At 51.6% G+C, this 16,326-nt stretch carries 14 protein-coding genes; 10 read left to right on the top strand and 4 right to left on the bottom strand.

Going from position 1 to position 16,326, the window contains the following annotated elements; translation table 11 throughout:
- Positions 1–172 precede the first annotated feature (172 nt).
- From PGL01S_RS00070 to PGL01S_RS00055, 4 genes are all read left to right on the top strand, one after another.
- Positions 173–469, top strand: coding sequence for a hypothetical protein (locus tag PGL01S_RS00070; protein WP_127490530.1), 297 nt, complete (start codon positions 173–175; stop codon positions 467–469).
- 46 nt (positions 470–515) lie between these two features.
- Positions 516–2,219 (top strand): biosynthetic-type acetolactate synthase large subunit, encoded by a 1,704-nt coding sequence (gene ilvB, locus PGL01S_RS00065; protein ID WP_127490529.1) that lies wholly within the window; start codon positions 516–518, stop codon positions 2,217–2,219.
- Positions 2,220–2,259: 40 nt separating this feature from the next.
- Entirely contained in the window at positions 2,260–2,577 is a 318-nt protein-coding gene (locus PGL01S_RS00060; protein WP_127490528.1) for a hypothetical protein, read from the top strand.
- A 98-nt stretch (positions 2,578–2,675) separates the two neighbouring features.
- Entirely contained in the window at positions 2,676–3,038 is a 363-nt protein-coding gene (locus PGL01S_RS00055) for an IDEAL domain-containing protein (RefSeq protein ID WP_164775330.1), read from the top strand.
- Positions 3,039–3,069: 31 nt separating this feature from the next.
- Here PGL01S_RS00055 and PGL01S_RS00050 read toward each other — a convergent pair whose 3' ends face one another.
- Both PGL01S_RS00050 and PGL01S_RS00045 read right to left on the bottom strand, forming a co-directional pair.
- Complete coding sequence (locus PGL01S_RS00050; protein WP_127490526.1) at positions 3,070–3,504, bottom strand: hypothetical protein; 435 nt, start codon at positions 3,502–3,504, stop codon at positions 3,070–3,072.
- Positions 3,505–3,744: 240 nt separating this feature from the next.
- A complete protein-coding gene (locus tag PGL01S_RS00045; RefSeq protein ID WP_127490525.1) occupies positions 3,745–5,097 on the bottom strand; it encodes a uracil/xanthine transporter in 1,353 nt (450 codons plus the stop codon).
- 160 nt (positions 5,098–5,257) lie between these two features.
- Here PGL01S_RS00045 and PGL01S_RS00040 point away from each other — a divergent pair, with 160 nt between their 5' ends.
- From PGL01S_RS00040 to PGL01S_RS00025, 4 genes are all read left to right on the top strand, one after another.
- Positions 5,258–6,136 carry a LysR family transcriptional regulator gene (locus PGL01S_RS00040; RefSeq protein WP_127490524.1) on the top strand — a complete coding sequence of 293 codons (879 nt, stop codon included), beginning with the start codon at positions 5,258–5,260 and terminating at the stop codon, positions 6,134–6,136.
- A 227-nt stretch (positions 6,137–6,363) separates the two neighbouring features.
- On the top strand, positions 6,364–7,974 hold the full coding sequence (locus tag PGL01S_RS00035) for a cellulase family glycosylhydrolase (RefSeq protein ID WP_127490523.1): 1,611 nt from the start codon (positions 6,364–6,366) through the stop codon (positions 7,972–7,974).
- A gap of 141 nt (positions 7,975–8,115) precedes the next feature.
- Entirely contained in the window at positions 8,116–9,084 is a 969-nt protein-coding gene (locus PGL01S_RS00030) for a glycoside hydrolase family 25 protein (protein ID WP_127490522.1), read from the top strand.
- A gap of 92 nt (positions 9,085–9,176) precedes the next feature.
- Positions 9,177–10,289 (top strand): GntR family transcriptional regulator, encoded by a 1,113-nt coding sequence (locus PGL01S_RS00025; protein ID WP_127490521.1) that lies wholly within the window; start codon positions 9,177–9,179, stop codon positions 10,287–10,289.
- Positions 10,290–10,332: 43 nt separating this feature from the next.
- Here the strand turns inward: PGL01S_RS00025 and PGL01S_RS00020 are convergent, their stop codons facing one another.
- Positions 10,333–12,825, bottom strand: a complete 2,493-nt coding sequence (locus tag PGL01S_RS00020; RefSeq protein ID WP_127490520.1) for a family 43 glycosylhydrolase — start codon at positions 12,823–12,825, stop codon at positions 10,333–10,335.
- Between the two features lie 232 nt (positions 12,826–13,057).
- On the opposite strand from PGL01S_RS00020, the gene PGL01S_RS00015 reads away from it, so the two are divergent.
- Positions 13,058–13,306 (top strand): hypothetical protein, encoded by a 249-nt coding sequence (locus tag PGL01S_RS00015; RefSeq protein WP_174806505.1) that lies wholly within the window; start codon positions 13,058–13,060, stop codon positions 13,304–13,306.
- Positions 13,307–13,389: 83 nt separating this feature from the next.
- Here PGL01S_RS00015 and PGL01S_RS00010 read toward each other — a convergent pair whose 3' ends face one another.
- Entirely contained in the window at positions 13,390–14,289 is a 900-nt protein-coding gene (locus PGL01S_RS00010; RefSeq protein WP_268960306.1) for an ArsR/SmtB family transcription factor, read from the bottom strand.
- A 196-nt stretch (positions 14,290–14,485) separates the two neighbouring features.
- Between PGL01S_RS00010 and PGL01S_RS00005 the strand changes: the two genes are divergently transcribed.
- Positions 14,486–16,246 (top strand): glycoside hydrolase family 2 protein, encoded by a 1,761-nt coding sequence (locus tag PGL01S_RS00005; RefSeq protein ID WP_127490518.1) that lies wholly within the window; start codon positions 14,486–14,488, stop codon positions 16,244–16,246.
- Positions 16,247–16,326: the final 80 nt, after the last annotated feature.

Raw genomic sequence — 16,326 nt, 5'->3', positions numbered from 1 at the left:
GTAGGCTCAACCGGATTGGCACACGTTATTGTGCAGCAGGTAAGCAGAAGCTTATCTCATGAGACCGGATTTGCAAGAACGCCGGTGAACCAGGGTGGTACCGCGAAGATAACCCCTTTCGTCCCTAGGCAAGTTCAGCTGTATGCTGACGCCTATGGAAGAAAGGGGTTTTATGATTTTTATAAAGAAGCGTGGAAGAGAAATAGCGGCATGCGGCTTATGCACAGAGAGCAGAGGGCTTGGTGGAACCTTTGCCATAAGCGATGGACGCGGTCATCTCGGAGCTGTCGACCGAAAGCTGAAGTTCAGCCAAGTAGGCTCGACCGGAATTGCACACGTTAACGTGCAGCAGGCAGGAGCATTCCTGCCTCTTGAGACCGGATTCGCGAGAATTCCGGTGAACCAGGGTGGTACCGCGAAGACTAAACCCCTTTCGTCCCTTATGGCCTTGCAGCTTTGCTGTGATTAGCCGGGGAAGAAAGGGGTTATTTTTTAATTACGGGAGGCTGCCCATTATGGAACAATCGACAAAAACCTGGATGACTGGCTCGGAAGCATTGCTGCAAGGATTATTGGATGAAGGCGTGGATACGGTATTTGGTTACCCGGGCGGGAGTGCTTTATATATTTACGATGCGATGACGCAAAATAAAGCGTTCAAGCATATCCTTACACGCCATGAGCAAGGTGCGGTTCATGCTGCTGACGGCTACGCCCGTTCCACCGGCAAGGTTGGCGTATGCATCGCAACTTCGGGACCGGGAGCAACAAACCTGGTAACCGGCATTGCAACGGCGCACATGGATTCCATTCCGATGGTTATCATTACGGCAAATGTCCCTACGTACATGATTGGGACGGATGCTTTCCAGGAGGCCGACATTATAAGCATTACGATGCCGATTACGAAGCACAGCTATTCCGTACGCGATGCTGCGGATATTCCGCGGATTCTGCATGAAGCCTTTTATCTGGCCAGCACGGGGAGGAAAGGGCCGGTTTTGATCGATATTCCGAAAGATATTTCGAATGCCAAGCTGGAGTATGAGCCGTATACGGCGAAGGTTAAACTCCGCGGGTATGAGCCTGAACCGGCCATTGATGCAGAGCGTGTAGACGAATGGATGAAGGCGATGGCGGAAGCGGAAAGACCGGTTATCATTGCCGGCGGGGGAATCGTTCATGCGAATGCTTCCGAAGAGTTTATCCGGTTTGTTGAGCGTATGCGTATCCCGGTTGTAACAACCCTGCACGGACTTAGCGGATTTCCGAGCGGACATTTTTATGCGCTGGGCATGGCGGGCCATCACGGCAATTACGCGGCGAATATGGCCATTCAACAGGCCGATCTGATTATCTCTCTCGGCTCCCGGTTTGACGACCGGCTGACGATGAAGGTAGGGGGCTTTGCGCCGCAGGCCAGAAAGATTGTCCACATTGATATCGATCCGGCGGAGATCGATAAGATTATTAAAGCGGATATCAGCATCGTAGGCGATTTGAAGGAGATTCTTGCTTACGTCTGTACGGTGGCCGCACCTGCGAACACCGAAGGCTGGATGGAGCAAATCAAGCAGGATCAATCCCGGCACCCGCTGCGCTACAACGATTCGGATAACGAGCTGAAGCCGCAATATGTCCTTGAGATGATTCATCAGACTTCCCATGGCGACGCGATTATTTCAACGGACGTAGGCCAGCATCAAATGTGGACGGCGCAGTTTTACAAATTTAATCAGCCGCGTTCCCTCCTGTCCTCGGGAGGACTTGGCACGATGGGATTTGGTTTTCCGGCGGCGGTGGGTGCCCAGATCGGCAATCCCGACCGGCTTGTTATCTCGATTAACGGCGATGGCGGAATGCAGATGTGCGCCCAGGAAATGGCGATTTGCGCGGTGCAGCAAATTCCGGTGAAGATCGTAGTACTGAATAACCGGGTGCTTGGCATGGTAAGACAGCAGCAGGAGCTCATGTACGAGAACCGGCTGAGTCAGATCGATCTAGCGGGAAGCCCGGATTTTGTTAAGCTGGCGGAAGCATACGGGCTTAAAGGGCTGCGTGCTTCGAATAAGGCGGAAGCGGACGCCGCCTGGAAGGAAGCGCTGGAAACGCCGGGTCCTGTGCTCGTAGAGTTCGTTATTCCGATGGACGAGAACGTATACCCGATGGTTCTCGGCGGCACAGCCTTGGACGAAATGATTTTAGGAGATTTCGAGTAAAACTTCTCCCTTGCACTTACGTATAATGGGTATCACATACTTGCAGGATGTATTAAAAGAGCTGAAACCTGCCAACAATGGACAATACGCTCTTCATTTGTTTTACGGGAATAGCCTCCCAGTCAGTGAAACGACGGAACTGAACCGATTCCAGAATTCAGACAATCGGATCACCGATGCGCTGATCAAAGTCCAGTTCTGGGATCATGAACAGGAGCGGAATGTCAAATGGGCGAAGGCGATTGGCATCAAGAACTTCCCGATGTATGTGATTGCGGACGCGGAAGGCATTGTTCTGGAGACTCCGTATCTCAGTCAGGTGAAGGAGTTCTTATCCGGGAAACAGCTGCATGAGTAATCTTTCCATTAGCCTGTTGACATCATTAACTGTATACATTATTATAACAGTAACAACTTAAGTTACAGTTACTCACTTTAATTAAGGCGGTGATGACCATGAGTATTGCAGTCAGCGATTGGGTGCAAGGTCAAACGATCAGCGGTGAATTTGTTTTCGGCTATGTCGAGCATATCGACGTGGAACAAAATGTTGCAAAGGTTCATGTTGTAAAATCGGATAACGAGGATTCGGCCGGGCGTATGGCGCTTGCTAAGGTTCATCATTTGAGACAGCAGGCGGAGTGGGCTCCGGACGAGGAGGATATCCGCAGCTTGATCGATCTCGCTCTTGAGGCGCAGGATCAAGCCTGGTTCATGGAACTCAGCGGACAGCTGAAGGACACGGCGCAAGGCGAATCGAAATCCCGCAAGTGGTTGTGGAACAATAACGGATCCCGTTTATCCCATATATTTGAGTAAAAATAAAAGGGTTCAAGTTAGCCGATTCGGCTTACTTGAACCCTTTCATTAATTTGAGCAGCGGATGATTTTTGCCGATATTGCCGAAAGGCAGGTTAGGCAAGGAACTCATGGCTGGCGCTGACGTTTTTTTCGCGGCAGTCGTTTTTCCGGTTGGCTTGCTTTTGCTAGCACTTTTGTTTGAACCTTTGCTTTTGCTAGTACCTTTGCTTCTTCCGTTGGTGACTTTCCCTTTGTTGCCTTTATTGCCGCTATTACCATTAGTACTGCTGTCGCTGCTATTGCTGTCTTCCCCGTTAGCTTGGTTTTCGGTTTCTCTCCCCGTTTCCTCCAAATCCGCCTCGGATGTCGTTGAGCCGTTGCCGTTGCCGACTTGAATGGATTGGGGAGCGATTTGTTTGACAAATCCAAAATGGATAATGCCGCTGTTATTTACGATAATGACCTTACCGATACAGTTAAACATGCAAGACTCGCATCCCCTCGCCGCGGCAGCTTATCTCATAGTTTATGGACAAAATGCCGAATCCGAATGGGTGTTTTAATAGGGGGATAGAGCCTTTTTATCAATTGATAGGTTAAAGGCAAACGGAGCAATGGCGATCGGAAGAACATTAAAATACGCAGATTGCTGTATGACCAGAAATAATAAAAGGACTGTGCCATCGTCATTTTTACGACTTATGGACAGTCCTTATTGATTTCATTATTGCCGCTGTATAACGATTTGTTGTGTAGGAGATTCCTTTTCCACAATCAATGATTTACCTTCAAGTTTATTCCATTGGATGGCATTCTCCAGAATGATGACGAGGATAACTCCGATTATAAGTCCGTTGGAGAGAATTGGCGTCAGAAGCGGAGGGAACTCCGCAAAGGCTGAGGCCGGAATGTTCATGATGCTGATTCCGGTCAGGACCGGAAGCGCAACCCGGTATATGGTCTTGGCATTAAACGTTGTTCCCTGGAAGGAACGGATCGCGGTGCCGAACATCTGCAGATAAGCGACAAACAACACCGCATTTCCGACGGACAACGGCAGCTTAGCCAGCCAGCCCCCCAATGCCGGGAAGATTCCGACGATAATAAACATCGTTGCTCCGGCAATAAGCGCGGCACGGCGCAGTACCTTCGTATTTTCGAGAAACCCGATCGACGATGCGAAGGTTCCGAAAGGGATTAAACCTAGACAACCCCCCAGAATCGAGAAGCCGTTCGTGAACAGGATCGAGCGCACGAACTGTTTGTTGGTCGCTTCCCGTTTGAAAAGCCTTCCCGCCGCCGTCAAGCTCGTAAGCGTATTGGTCATATTGACGAGTCCGGCAAGCAAGCCCACCATAATAATGCCCGGCTCAAAGCCCGGGGCTCCCCAAGGTAGCCAGTGCCAGATGCCGGTGCCTCCGCTTGCGGTTTCCATGCGGCTCTGACTTCCGAAAAAGACGGCGTAAGCAATCCAGCCTACAATAATCCCGCCTAGCAGGGAGAATTGTCCCCATTTTCCTTTGCCCTTCAAATGAATAAAAGCCACAACGACAATAATAAACAGGGATAAGCCAGCCAGCTTCAAATCCCATTTGCCGCCTTGATCGTATCCAATCATCCCTTTGAAAAACGTATTGGCGAGCTGGAAGGTAAGCAGCAGCAGGAACACGCCCATGACCATCGGCGTAAAGATGCGCCGCAGTACGTTCAGGAAGCCGCATAACGCAAGTATAATGACTACGCTGCTTGAGATAATAAAGCCGCTGCTAAGGCTTGCCGCCACCGTGCTGATATCCAGTCCCATCGCGGGTGCGGAAGCACAGATGCTGAGCACAAGCCCCCACCAGACGCCGGCCGGTCCATCCATTAGCGCGTAACGGTGACCCCATACCGCTTGGACGATGCAGAGCAGTCCAGTCAAAATAAAGGAGCGCTGCATAGAAGCCGCAATATCTTCCGGCGCAAGCCCAAGCGCATGGCCGATCGAGAGCGGCACCATAACCGTATTGGTAAATATAAAGAACAGCCACTGCATGCCGGCAAGCAGTACGGTGAAGCTATCTTTTGATTTCAACATTACTATTCCCAGCTTTCTTCAAAATTTCCGTTCAATCGAGCTTTGTTTTTCTCCCGAATGCTTCGTATATGGTATCATGAGCATAACTATATTAAAAATATTAAATAAATTGCGAAAGCATATGAAAATCATATAGCAGACGTACGGGTGGGAACAAAAAATGGATATTAAACAATTGCGATATTTTATAGCCCTTGCGGAAGAGCTTCAGGTGACATCGGCGGCGCAGCGCCTGCATATGTCGCAGCCTCCGCTCAGCCAACAGCTGAAGCTGATGGAGGAGGAGCTTGGCGTGTCGTTATTTATCCGCAGCGGCCGCCATCTGGAGCTGACCGCGCCGGGCAAAACGTTATATGAACATGCTCTTACCATCACAAGGCTGCTGGAGGAAGCGAAGGAAGAAGTGAAGGAATCGGGTCTTGGGCTTCGGGGGAAGCTGTCGATTGGAATCAATACGTTATCGGATGAACGGCTTCCGGTCGTGCTTAGCGCCTTTCGCCAGTTGTATCCGAAGGTTACGTTCAAGATTCAACAGAATGAGACCAATACGCTGACGAAACTGATTAAGGACAAAGCCTTGGATCTGGCGATCGTCCGGCTTCCGGTCAGCCTGGAGGATTTCGATCATGTCATTCTTGGCGCCGAGCCTTTGTTTTTCGTGAAGGGAGCAGGAGACGAGAAATTCGATAAGGTTACGTACGATTGTATTGCCAAGCATCCGCTTGTTCTTCCGAGTACCGAAGGATTAGGGCTTTACCATCTGATCCTCGATCAATTCCATTCGCGCGGACTTTCGCCAGCGATAATAGGAGAATGCTCGGATATCGGCATGCTCGTGGAGCTTGTAGCTTCCGGGTTTGGTGCATCCATTCTGCCTAGAACATCGGTTAACCGGTATGCCAATCATCGTATCCGGGTTATCCCGATAGACGGGCCGGATGTGACTTCAAGCTCGGCAATTATTTGGCTGAAGCAGCATTATTTGAGCAAAGCCGCGCAAAAGCTAATTGATTTGATTGCCGGGCGCTTGCTCCCTTAGGAACAATCCCTTCCAGGACGGAAGGGTTTTTTTGTTAATCGCGTTAATTTTTCAAACCCTGAAAACCGTACAAATGAATCTGAAAAATAGCCAATGCTTTTTGCCGGACGGGTCGTTATATTAGTGTTTGTAATCGATTTCATAAAAGGGAAAGGTGCATACGAAGCAAGAATCATCACGATTGGCCGGATAGGCTAAGGCGACAATTCTTTTAAGGAGGCTAGTTAATGAAATTAAGAAAAGTACTGACCTTGGCCGTAACGGCTTGTCTTGCGGTGGGAATGATGGGCTCCATCAAGGTACAGCATGCGGATGCGGCTATTGGAGCAAGCGATTTTCTGAAAACAAACGGCAAGCAGATTAAGAACAACAACGGCAACGGCAGCGTCGTCAGTCTGCACGGCACCAACCTTGGCGGCTGGATGATGGAAGAGAACTGGATGTCTCCGCTTGGCGGCACTGACGAGTGGACGGTCCGAGGAACACTGATTAACCGCTTTGGCTCCTCCGCAGTCGATTCGTTGAAGGACAGCTATCAGGATTTGTGGATTCAGGCAAGCGACTTGGACACGATTAAAAATATGGGTCTCAACTTTATCCGGGTGCCGATTTATTGGGAGAACATGATGAACCGCGACGGTACGATGAAGTCGGATGCCGTATCGTTCGGCAACCTGGATTGGCTTGTATCTAACGCGCAATCCCTTGGTTTGTATGTGCTGCTTGATCTGCACGGGGTACCGGGCAATATGAACGGCTGGCAAAGCGGCGGTCGCGAAGGCGCAAACGAGCTGTGGAGCAATACCACTTACCAGAACTGGGTTGTGCAGCTGTGGCAGCGGATTGCCGCACACTACAAAGGCAATCCGACGATTGCCGGCTACGATCTGCTCAATGAACCTGTGAGCAACAACGGCAGCCTGTCGATCAGCCAAATGTACGACCGTCTGTACAAAGCCGTCCGCGCGATCGACCCGGATCATATGATTTACGTGGAAGCTTTCGGCTACTGGAACAATATCGAGGCTCCGTCGACTTACGGCTGGACGAACGTGGTGTACGAGGTGCACAGCTATGACTGGAACGATACGGACTGGAATAGCCAGAACAACAGCATCAACCAGTGGTTCTCCGATATTATCTGGCATCAGAACAACTGGAATGTGCCGGTCTACTCCGGCGAGTTCACGTTGTTCACGCATAACGACTTATGGGAGAAATGGCTGTCCGGCCTGGATGCGCTTGACGTATCCTGGACCAACTGGTCATATAAAGTAACGAGCGGCGGCAATTGGGGCTTGTACCAGAACAATACGAACCCGTTCCCGAACGTAAGCAGCGACAGCATTGCAACGATGCAATCGAAGCTGGCCAAATTCACGACCAGCAACTTTACGCCAAATACGACCCTTATTAATATGTTCAAAGCTTACGCGAAGCTGAATGCGCCTTCCAGCCTGCAGGCAAAAGCCAACAATCTGTACGTTACGGCCGAAAATACCGGCGCCTCGCCGCTTGTGGCCAATCGCACTTCCGTTGGCACATGGGAGAAGTTTATCGTGGTAACGAACGCGGACGGCACGGTATCCTTCCTGTCGCTTGCCAATAATAAATACGTCAGCGCCGATCTCAACAACAACGGCAGGCTGATCGCGCAGGCGCAAGGGATTGCGGCTTGGGAGAAATTCATCAAATCAACCAATGCCGACGGTACGGTATCGTTCAAGTCGGTTGCCAACAATAAATATGTCAGCGCGGATTTGAACCTTGGCATGCTGATTGCCAACCGAGACAGCGTCAGCGGCTGGGAAGCCTTCAACCTGACGGCTGCGCCGTAATGCCGGAATAAATAAGGAATCTTTAGAAGGCCGCCCTCCCGCAGGGCGGCTTCTTTGTGCCAAAATGCCGTGTCCCATCTAGCAGCACATGAATCTACTAATAGAAAGAAGTTACATGAATGACCCGAAGGAGGGGATGTCGTGCAAGGAAGAACAAAAGGATATGCCCAAGGCATTGACGTATCCCATTACCAGGGAACGATTGATTGGCCGAAAGTAGCGGGCGACGGCATAACGTTCGCTTTTGTCAAAGCAACCGAAGGAGAGAACTATAAGGATCCAACCTTTCTGCAAAATGCCAACGGAGCGGCAGCGGCCGGACTTCTGGTTGGGGCTTACCATTTTCTGAGGGCATCCTCCTCGGCTGCGGCGAAACGGGAAGCGCAGTATTTTTACCAAACGGCTTCACAGGCTAACAACCTGCTATTACCTCCCGTAATGGATTACGAGACGAACTCGGGTAACCTTAGCGATGCCAGCATGAGCGCGGTAGCGAAAGCTTTTTTGGAAGAGACGGAGCGGTTATTTGGCGTAAAGCCGATTTTTTATACCGGTAACGCCTTTGCTAACCATTTTGACACCTCGCTGGGCACTTATCCGTTATGGATAGCCAGATACAACGCCTCTAGCCCGCCCGATGATGCCAAGGCTTGGACCAGATGGACGTTCTGGCAATACAGCGACGGAAGCTCGGGCGGTACCTTGCCTAGCGGGACCCGGAAGGTGTCCGGCATTAGCGGTAATGTCGATCTGAATGAATATGCGGGGACGGAAGACGATTTGCTTAGAGCCTATGCGCCGGAGGAGGATAAACCAATGACAGAAGCGGAAAAACAACAAATGGAGGAGCTTCAGCAGCGGATTGCCGCGCTTGAGACTCATGTGAATATTTCGGGCAACCAAACGCCGCCGGACTGGACGAAGACTTCGACTTCGGCAGCCATGAAAGCGGGTATTATTACTTCGGTCAACGATAAAGGAATGCCGGAGTTTATTACGATTCAAATGCTGTATAACGCAGGATTGTGCAATGCGGAGCTGATCAAATTTTTCAAGGAGTTCAGCGCCGACACGCGCAAAGCAATCGAAGATCTGCTGAAGAAAAAATAAAGAGGGCATAAAATCCTTTTCCGGAAGTCCGGAAGGGGATTTTTGTTGTTTTGCGGGGGGCAGGCACAGTATAGTAAAAGTGGTGAGCGCCCTTGAAGGATATTCCATTATACAAACAAATTCAGGAAGCTATCAAAACCCAAATCTCGCTTGGAAATTTGCGTCCCGGTGACCGGATACCGTCCGAGACGGATTTGGCCGCGCAGTTCCATGTCAGTCTGATGACCACGAAAAATGCTTTGGCCGGCCTCGCGGAGGAAGGGATTGTCGTCCGCTCCAAAGGGAAAGGCACGTTTGTTGCCGGGCAAGCGCCGTACAAATTGTTTTCTCCGGCAGGTGAAGGAAGCGGGATGATGCTGGAACCGGGGCTTAGGGCAAACCGCCACTCGTCCAGCAAGCTTATCGGGATGATTATTCCTTCCATGCGTACGAAGGTGGAACAGCGCCTTTTGGACGCTATTGAGAATGCGGTTAACGGCTATGGCTATACGCTGGTGATCCGCGTATCCAGGGGCAGCACCGCCAAAGAGCTGCAATCGCTTGAGGATCTTGGCGCGCTTGGCATCGGGGGGTTAATCCTTTTCTCCATAGGAGCTTGGCATGAACGCCAGACCGTTATAAGAGCGGCGGAGCTCCAATGTCCGGTAGTCTTGATCGACCGTTATTACAACGATATGCCGGTCGTCAGCGTCTGCTCGGATAATAAGGCAGGCGCGCGAAAAGCCGTATCGTATCTGTTCCGGGAGGGCCACCATCGCCTTGCCCTGCTGACGCCGCCCGTCGAGCATAGCGTAATGGCCGACAGGCTTGCCGGCTTCGACAGCGCAGTGACGGAATGCGGGCTGAAGCCATCATCCGTTTTACGGTATACCGTTCCTTACGAGAGGTTTAACGTTTCAAGGAAAGATGGGGCGGAGCTGATCCATCAATGGATGCTTATGCATCATGACAGCTTCTCCGGCCTTGTTGCAACGGATGTGGAGCTTGCCCGAATGGCTTATCATGCCTTGAAAAGAATAAACGAGGCGGCAAATAAACAATTGGTTGCGTTTGACGATACAGAGATTCCGGAGGTTGCTTATATCCGTCAAAATGAAGCCGCAATCGGCGCCAAAGCCGTCTCGCTGCTGATGGGCTATATCACTCGCGGAGAGCAGCTTCAAGGCAGGTTCGTTATACCGACTCAGCTGATTTTGCCCTCATAAATAAGGAGGAGGCAGACCTATGATGGCCTGCCTTCTTTGCGTTTTACGGGTTAACTTTGAAATTATCGAACCGCGTATGATTATTCATCGTGCGCAAGCCAACCTTCCCGTGAGTAAACGGATTGCCGCTGTTATCGGTATAGGTGATTTTCGGAGTTGCCATATCGTTTACGTAGACTTTTATCGTTGTTCCCGAAGCGACAACCTTCATATGATGCCAAGCTCCCGCCGCCAGCGATACGGAGGAAGAGGCGACGCCCGCATAGTTGTAATTCATTTTGCCCAAGTAGACGCCATCCGGTTTGATAAAAGCATAGTAGCCTTGAACATAATCCGGGTTGTTAACCAGCACGGTGCCGTTGGACGGATTATTTACTCTTACCAGGACGCCGGCGTCCCCGGTCGTGTCGATGAGCTTGATATCCGATTCAACCGTATAGTCCGCCCAACGCTCATTGCCGATCGTTGTTTTGCCGAATACGCCTCCGCCGGCAGAGTCCAGCTCGCCCGAATTGACGGACCAGTTGCCTTCGAATCTTGTCCAGCCGTTATCGTTGCCGTCATTAAAGTCATCCGACAGGCTGGTGACCGCATCGCCTCGGGAGAAGGTCATGCCCGAGAAGTCGAATTCGCCTTTGACGAACTCAAAGCGCAGCTCATGATAACCGGCTGTCAGATACAGCCCTTTTTTGCTTGAAGTTGTCCACGTTTCCCAGTCGCCGGAGCTTGGCACGCCAACGACGCCGGTCAAGTCGGTAGCGCCGTCCCATACGCGGTAGCTTGCGTCGGTAAAGGTTGTCGCAAGACGCACATCCAGATCGTAATAGCCGGTCTCTGCCACATTCACGCGGTATTTCAGCCATTCCCCGGTCTGATTCCAGCCCACGACATTTTTGCCTTCGGCTGCCGAGCTGCGGATATCGACCGAACCGCTGCGGTAAGCACCGCCGATATTGTCGGCCGTCAAATCATGATAAGCCGTTCCTTCGGCTCCGTTCATGTAATGAACGGCTTCGATTTTGCCCGGAAGAGGCTTGTACGCATTCCATGCGCTGCTGCCGTTCACTTTGTTGCTGAAGGCGGTAAAACCAAAGTCCGCGTGGGCATCCGTTGTGGTATAGCCGATCTTGCCTCCGCCGATGCCGCTGACGGTCCGGGTTTGTTTTTTCATGCCGTCCACATAAACGGTGAAGCTGGTGCCGGCTTTCTCGACGCGGATCTGATGCCACTTGGTATAGTCGTAGCCGGAAGGCAGCGCGGAATATTGCCAGCCCTGGCTGACGCCGCCAACGACAAAGTTCGTTTCCAGCCGGTTCAGGCTCCGGTTCAAGACGGCTGTTCCATAGTTGCTCTCATCGGTGTAGGAGAAGACGGTGCCGTATACCGGATTGCTGCTGGTCCCCTGCTTCATCTGCTTAGTGTTGAATTCCGCCGTATAATCGCCGGCAGTGCCTGCGCTGGTAACCTGGCGGTAAGTATTCGTGTTCCCGATCGTATCCTGCCACATCAGCTCTTGATTGTAGATCCCCCAAGTGCCGCCCCCGATATTGGTCCAGCCCGTTCCGATGGAGGTGCGGTTAAAGCGGTCTTCGAAATCGGCCAGCTCCGGATTTTGCTGGGAAGCCGTTGTTGGACCAAGGACCAGCAGCTTGTCTCCGTTCCAGGCGATGCGGTCCAGATTCATTTTGCGGCCCGGGTAGGTCAGATTGCCATCCGATGCATGACTGTGGTAAACCATGAAATCCGAATCCAGGTCAGGACCTTTGATCACGCTGTTATGGCCAAGCCCGACATTCGAGCCTTCCGTGTCGATCAGAACCGGGTTCTGGTTATCCGCCGGCGCGAAGCCGGTCGTTGGGCTTGCGCTGGTTGCGTAATTGACCCGGTACCCGGTGCTCCACACATGATTGCCCGTGTAGGTCATATAATATTTTCCGTTGCGTTTGAAGGTTGTGGAGCCCTCGGTCCAGCCTGCCATCGACAAGCCGGTGCCGACAGCGGCGTCAAAGGCCGTAGGGCTTGTCATCGGCCGTGCGTTAATCGTATTGGAGCCGGTCGAGTAGAAATACCATTTGCCGTCATCGTCAATAAAGACGTTGCCGTCGATTCCCATGCCCAGATTGCCCGTTGCAACCGTAAACGGACCTGTTGGACTCGTACTCTGCAGCACGTAATGACCGCCTCCGCCGGGGGAGGTGTACATATAGAACATGCCGTTCCAATAGACGACTTCAGGCGCGTACGCCGCTTTGGTAACTGCTTCCGTCGTGCACAAGCCGCGATAGCTCCAGTCTACGAGATTCGTAGAGGACCATACTTTAACGCCGCTCTGATCGTCGACGGTACTGACGTAAAGATAATAGGTGCCGTTAAATTTCAAAATATACGGGTCGCCTTCGCCATAGAAATCGTTGTTCGCCCAATGCCAGGAGTCTGAAATCGTAATCGGATTGCTGTACGCGCTCACGTGAAGCGGCATCAGCATAACGGCTGCGGCCGCTCCGACGAGCAGGGTTTTCCATTTTTTCAACCTCATTCATCTCCTTACCCTATTATGATCAACGCTTTAGTAAGCGTTTTCAAAATGTAGTATAGCAAACGTATCTTGCAGTCTCTTATATCTAATTAGATATAAAATATAAAAGCATATGTCGTGATATTGCAGAGGTAAAGCTTTGAGAAATGACGAAGCGATAAAGATCACGACCTAGGGGGATTCACGATGAACAAGGTGTTGAAACCGCTGAAATGGCGTGGAGCTTACCAGGTTGACACTTGCCGATAAGGGAAGTGTGGGGGAAGAGGAAATCCGGAGGCAGCCGTTTGCCGCAGACAATCCACCGCTGCGCATGAGGGTACACGCACGCAGAATTCCGCAGTGGACGATGGAGATGAACTCCGCGGGAACGCCCCCGGTAAGTCCTGTTGCCAGCAAGGAACCGCTCGAAGAAATTGAACTGGTTCCTTATGGCTGCGCAAGGCTGCGGATTGCGGAATTCCCGGTTCTTCTGCGCTAGTCTATTTAAATCATCAGCATAAAAAAGCCAATCATCGGTAGTCCCTGTTTAACCGGGATTTCTCTATGATCGGCTTTTTTCAACTATTCAGTTCTGATCTTATCCTTGTAATAGACATTGACCATAATATCCTGCTTGTAGTTGCCGAAGTGTCTGCCGAACAGGCTGATTCCGCCGCAATGGCGGGCCGTCTCGAGAGAAGCGAGCTTGAAGCGGAAATCCTCGCCAAGCTTCAGGCCGACATCCTCAAGAGTGACCTCGGAAAGCTTGACGCCATCGAGGAACGTACCGGTCGCTTGAACGGACAAGCTTTTGAGCAGGCCGTTTTGCGTGCCAAGCTGCCACCAGGAAGGCGTCAGAGCCCCGCGTTTGCTGCCGAAGTCCCCCGGGCAAGTCCATACGCCAACCTCAATGTCATTGATGTAAAAGCTGATATCGGAAGGCCAATTTTCGTTGTACGAAGGGGCTTCCGAACAGAGCTCGAGCGAGATGTCCAGCTGGGAAGCCGCTTGTCCGGCATGCAGGTAATTCGGAACCCGGTATTCGACATAACCGCTGCCGAACCACAGATGCGACGCATTCATTCGTTCCGGATCGGAGAAGTACCTCGGATCATCCACAAGCCCAAGAATCTTGCTCTCCGATGCAAGGCCGCAGGTTGGCTTAACCGCATAGTCCGAATATTGGCCAATCGGGATTTCCACCGTATATTTGGTTTCTTCATTCAACGCTTTTTCCGAAGAAGAAGTGCGGAGCTGCAGGGTAAGCGAGTCGATAGCAAGCGAGCACATTTTGGGGCTCCCCCGGGTTCCCGACAGGCTTTCGGTCTTGATCAGGCCGCCTTCCTCCATCTTCTGAATATGCTTCGTTACGATTGCCGACGACAAACCTAACGTTTCCGCGAGCTCTTTGATACTCATCGGTCCGTTATTAAGCAGCTCGATCATCCTCACCCTCGTTTCCGATGAAAAACATTCGAGCATCGTCATATATTTGGTGCTGACTTGAATATGCACGCCGGTTTCCTCGCTTTCCGTTGTCTTGGCTATTATATAACCTAATTGTTAATAAAACAACTTTTTAGTTGACGGTTAATAGGGCAGACGATAAAATAGGCAACAGATTCATATGGTTTTGTTAATATAACAACTAACTGGTTAACTAATGGAGGCGTAACAGATGACAAACTTGCCAAGAGCCGAATACCCTAGACCTCAATTCAACCGTAACGCATGGGAATGCCTGAACGGGGAATGGGAATTTGAATTTGACGATGCGCGCGTAGGCGGGGAAGAGGGCTGGCATTCGGGCAACAAGAGCTTTTCGAAAAGAATCCAGGTGCCGTTCAGCTTCGAGAGCGAACTAAGCGGCATTGGCGATCCGAATTTCCATGATGTGGTATGGTACCGCAGAACGCTGGAGATTCCGAAGTCCTTCCAAGGGAAACGGGTTGTGCTTCATTTCGGCGCCGTAGATTACGAAGCTTATGTATGGGTGAACGGCCAATTGGTAGCTTCCCATGAAGGCGGTCATACGCCTTTCCAAGCTGACGTTACGGATGCTTTGCGTTCGGACGGCGACAACACGCTTGTGGTAAAAGCAGTCGATCACGGCACGGATGTATTCCTGCCGCGCGGCAAACAGTTCTGGGAAGAGAAATCCCGTTCGATTTGGTATACCCGTACGACGGGCATCTGGCAGTCCGTGTGGATGGAGGCGGTATCGCCGGTTCATCTTCGCAAAGTGAAATACGAGGCGGATATCGATACGAATGAAATACAGATCCGTTCGTTTGTCGGCGGATTCGCGCAAGGCATGAAGAATGTGAGCCTGTCGGTAAAGATCTCCTTTGCCGGAGAGGTTGTGTCGGAAGATACGTATCAAGTGCGTGCGGGAGAAGAAAGCCGGAAGATTAAGCTAAGCGGCTTGAACGACCATGGCATGGACCGGTTCTGGTGGCCGGAGCGTCCAAACCTGTATGACGCGGAATTCGTGGTGTCCGTTGACGGTGCGGAAGTCGACCGGGTGACAAGCTACTTCGGCATGCGAAAAATCTCGCTCGAGAACGGCAAGTTTAATCTGAATAACCGTCCTTACTACAGCAAGCTTGTTCTGGATCAAGGCTATTTCCCGGACGGCAACCTGACGCCTCCATCGGATGAGGCGATCAAGCAGGATGTGGTGCTGATGAAGGAGATGGGCTTCAACGGCGCGCGCAAGCATCAGAAGGTCGAAGACCCGCGCTTCCTGTACTGGTGCGATAAGCTGGGGCTGATCGTATGGGGCGAAATGGCGAACGCTTGCGACTATTCCGAAGAATACGTCCGCCGCATTACGAAGGAATGGCAGGAAGCGATCGACCGCGACTTCAACCATCCATGCATCGCGGTATGGGTACCGCTGAACGAAAGCTGGGGTGTGCCTAACATTCAGGTCGACGTTCGTCAGCAGCAGCATGCGCTTGCGATGTACCACCTGACCAAGTCGATTGACCCGACCCGCCTTGTCATCTCCAATGACGGTTGGGAAATGGTTGCAACCGACCTGTACAACATCCATGACTACGAGTGGAGACGCGAAGTGCTCGAAGACCGTTACGGCAGCGTGGAAAAAGCCGTATCGGCTATGCCGGCTAACCGCCGCCTTAGCGTAGCGGGCTACGAATACGACGGACAACCGATCATCGTCACCGAGTTCGGCGGCATTGCCTACAAGAAGAGCGATTGGGAAGGCTGGGGCTACTCCGGCGCATCGAACGACGAGGACTTTGTTGAACGCCTGCGCAACGTGATTCAGCCGCTTATCTTCTCCGGCGTAGTCCAAGGCTACTGCTATACGCAGCTCACGGACGTGGAGCAGGAGATCAACGGTCTGCTGACGTACGACCGCAAGCCGAAGGTGCCGCTTGAGCTGATCAAAGCGATCAACGAAGGCAAGTAATCAGGGCATCGGGGGCAGCTGATTTATGTAATCGGCCGTTTTCCGCAGGAAATGGCCGAGATTCCGGCCAAAAGGCACAA

It is taken from the genome of Paenibacillus glycanilyticus NBRC 16618 (genome assembly GCF_004000805.1).
Taxonomy (GTDB): domain Bacteria; phylum Bacillota; class Bacilli; order Paenibacillales; family Paenibacillaceae; genus Pristimantibacillus; species Pristimantibacillus glycanilyticus.
The sequence above is the reverse complement of the archived record's forward strand: the minus strand, read 5'-3'. Positions and strand labels throughout refer to the sequence as shown.

What these genes read in the sequence shown, in the direction of transcription:
- PGL01S_RS00070 (WP_127490530.1), top strand. Translation starts at nt 173, where the DNA reads ATGATTTTTATAAAGAAGCGTGGAAGAGAAATAGCGGCATGCGGCTTA.
- ilvB (WP_127490529.1), top strand. Translation starts at nt 516, where the DNA reads ATGGAACAATCGACAAAAACCTGGATGACTGGCTCGGAAGCATTGCTG.
- PGL01S_RS00055 (WP_164775330.1), top strand. Translation starts at nt 2,676, where the DNA reads ATGAGTATTGCAGTCAGCGATTGGGTGCAAGGTCAAACGATCAGCGGT.
- PGL01S_RS00050 (WP_127490526.1), bottom strand. Translation starts at nt 3,504, where the DNA reads ATGTTTAACTGTATCGGTAAGGTCATTATCGTAAATAACAGCGGCATT.
- PGL01S_RS00045 (WP_127490525.1), bottom strand. Translation starts at nt 5,097, where the DNA reads ATGTTGAAATCAAAAGATAGCTTCACCGTACTGCTTGCCGGCATGCAG.
- PGL01S_RS00040 (WP_127490524.1), top strand. Translation starts at nt 5,258, where the DNA reads ATGGATATTAAACAATTGCGATATTTTATAGCCCTTGCGGAAGAGCTT.
- PGL01S_RS00035 (WP_127490523.1), top strand. Translation starts at nt 6,364, where the DNA reads ATGAAATTAAGAAAAGTACTGACCTTGGCCGTAACGGCTTGTCTTGCG.
- PGL01S_RS00020 (WP_127490520.1), bottom strand. Translation starts at nt 12,825, where the DNA reads ATGAGGTTGAAAAAATGGAAAACCCTGCTCGTCGGAGCGGCCGCAGCC.
- PGL01S_RS00010 (WP_268960306.1), bottom strand. Translation starts at nt 14,289, where the DNA reads ATGCTCGAATGTTTTTCATCGGAAACGAGGGTGAGGATGATCGAGCTG.
- PGL01S_RS00005 (WP_127490518.1), top strand. Translation starts at nt 14,486, where the DNA reads ATGACAAACTTGCCAAGAGCCGAATACCCTAGACCTCAATTCAACCGT.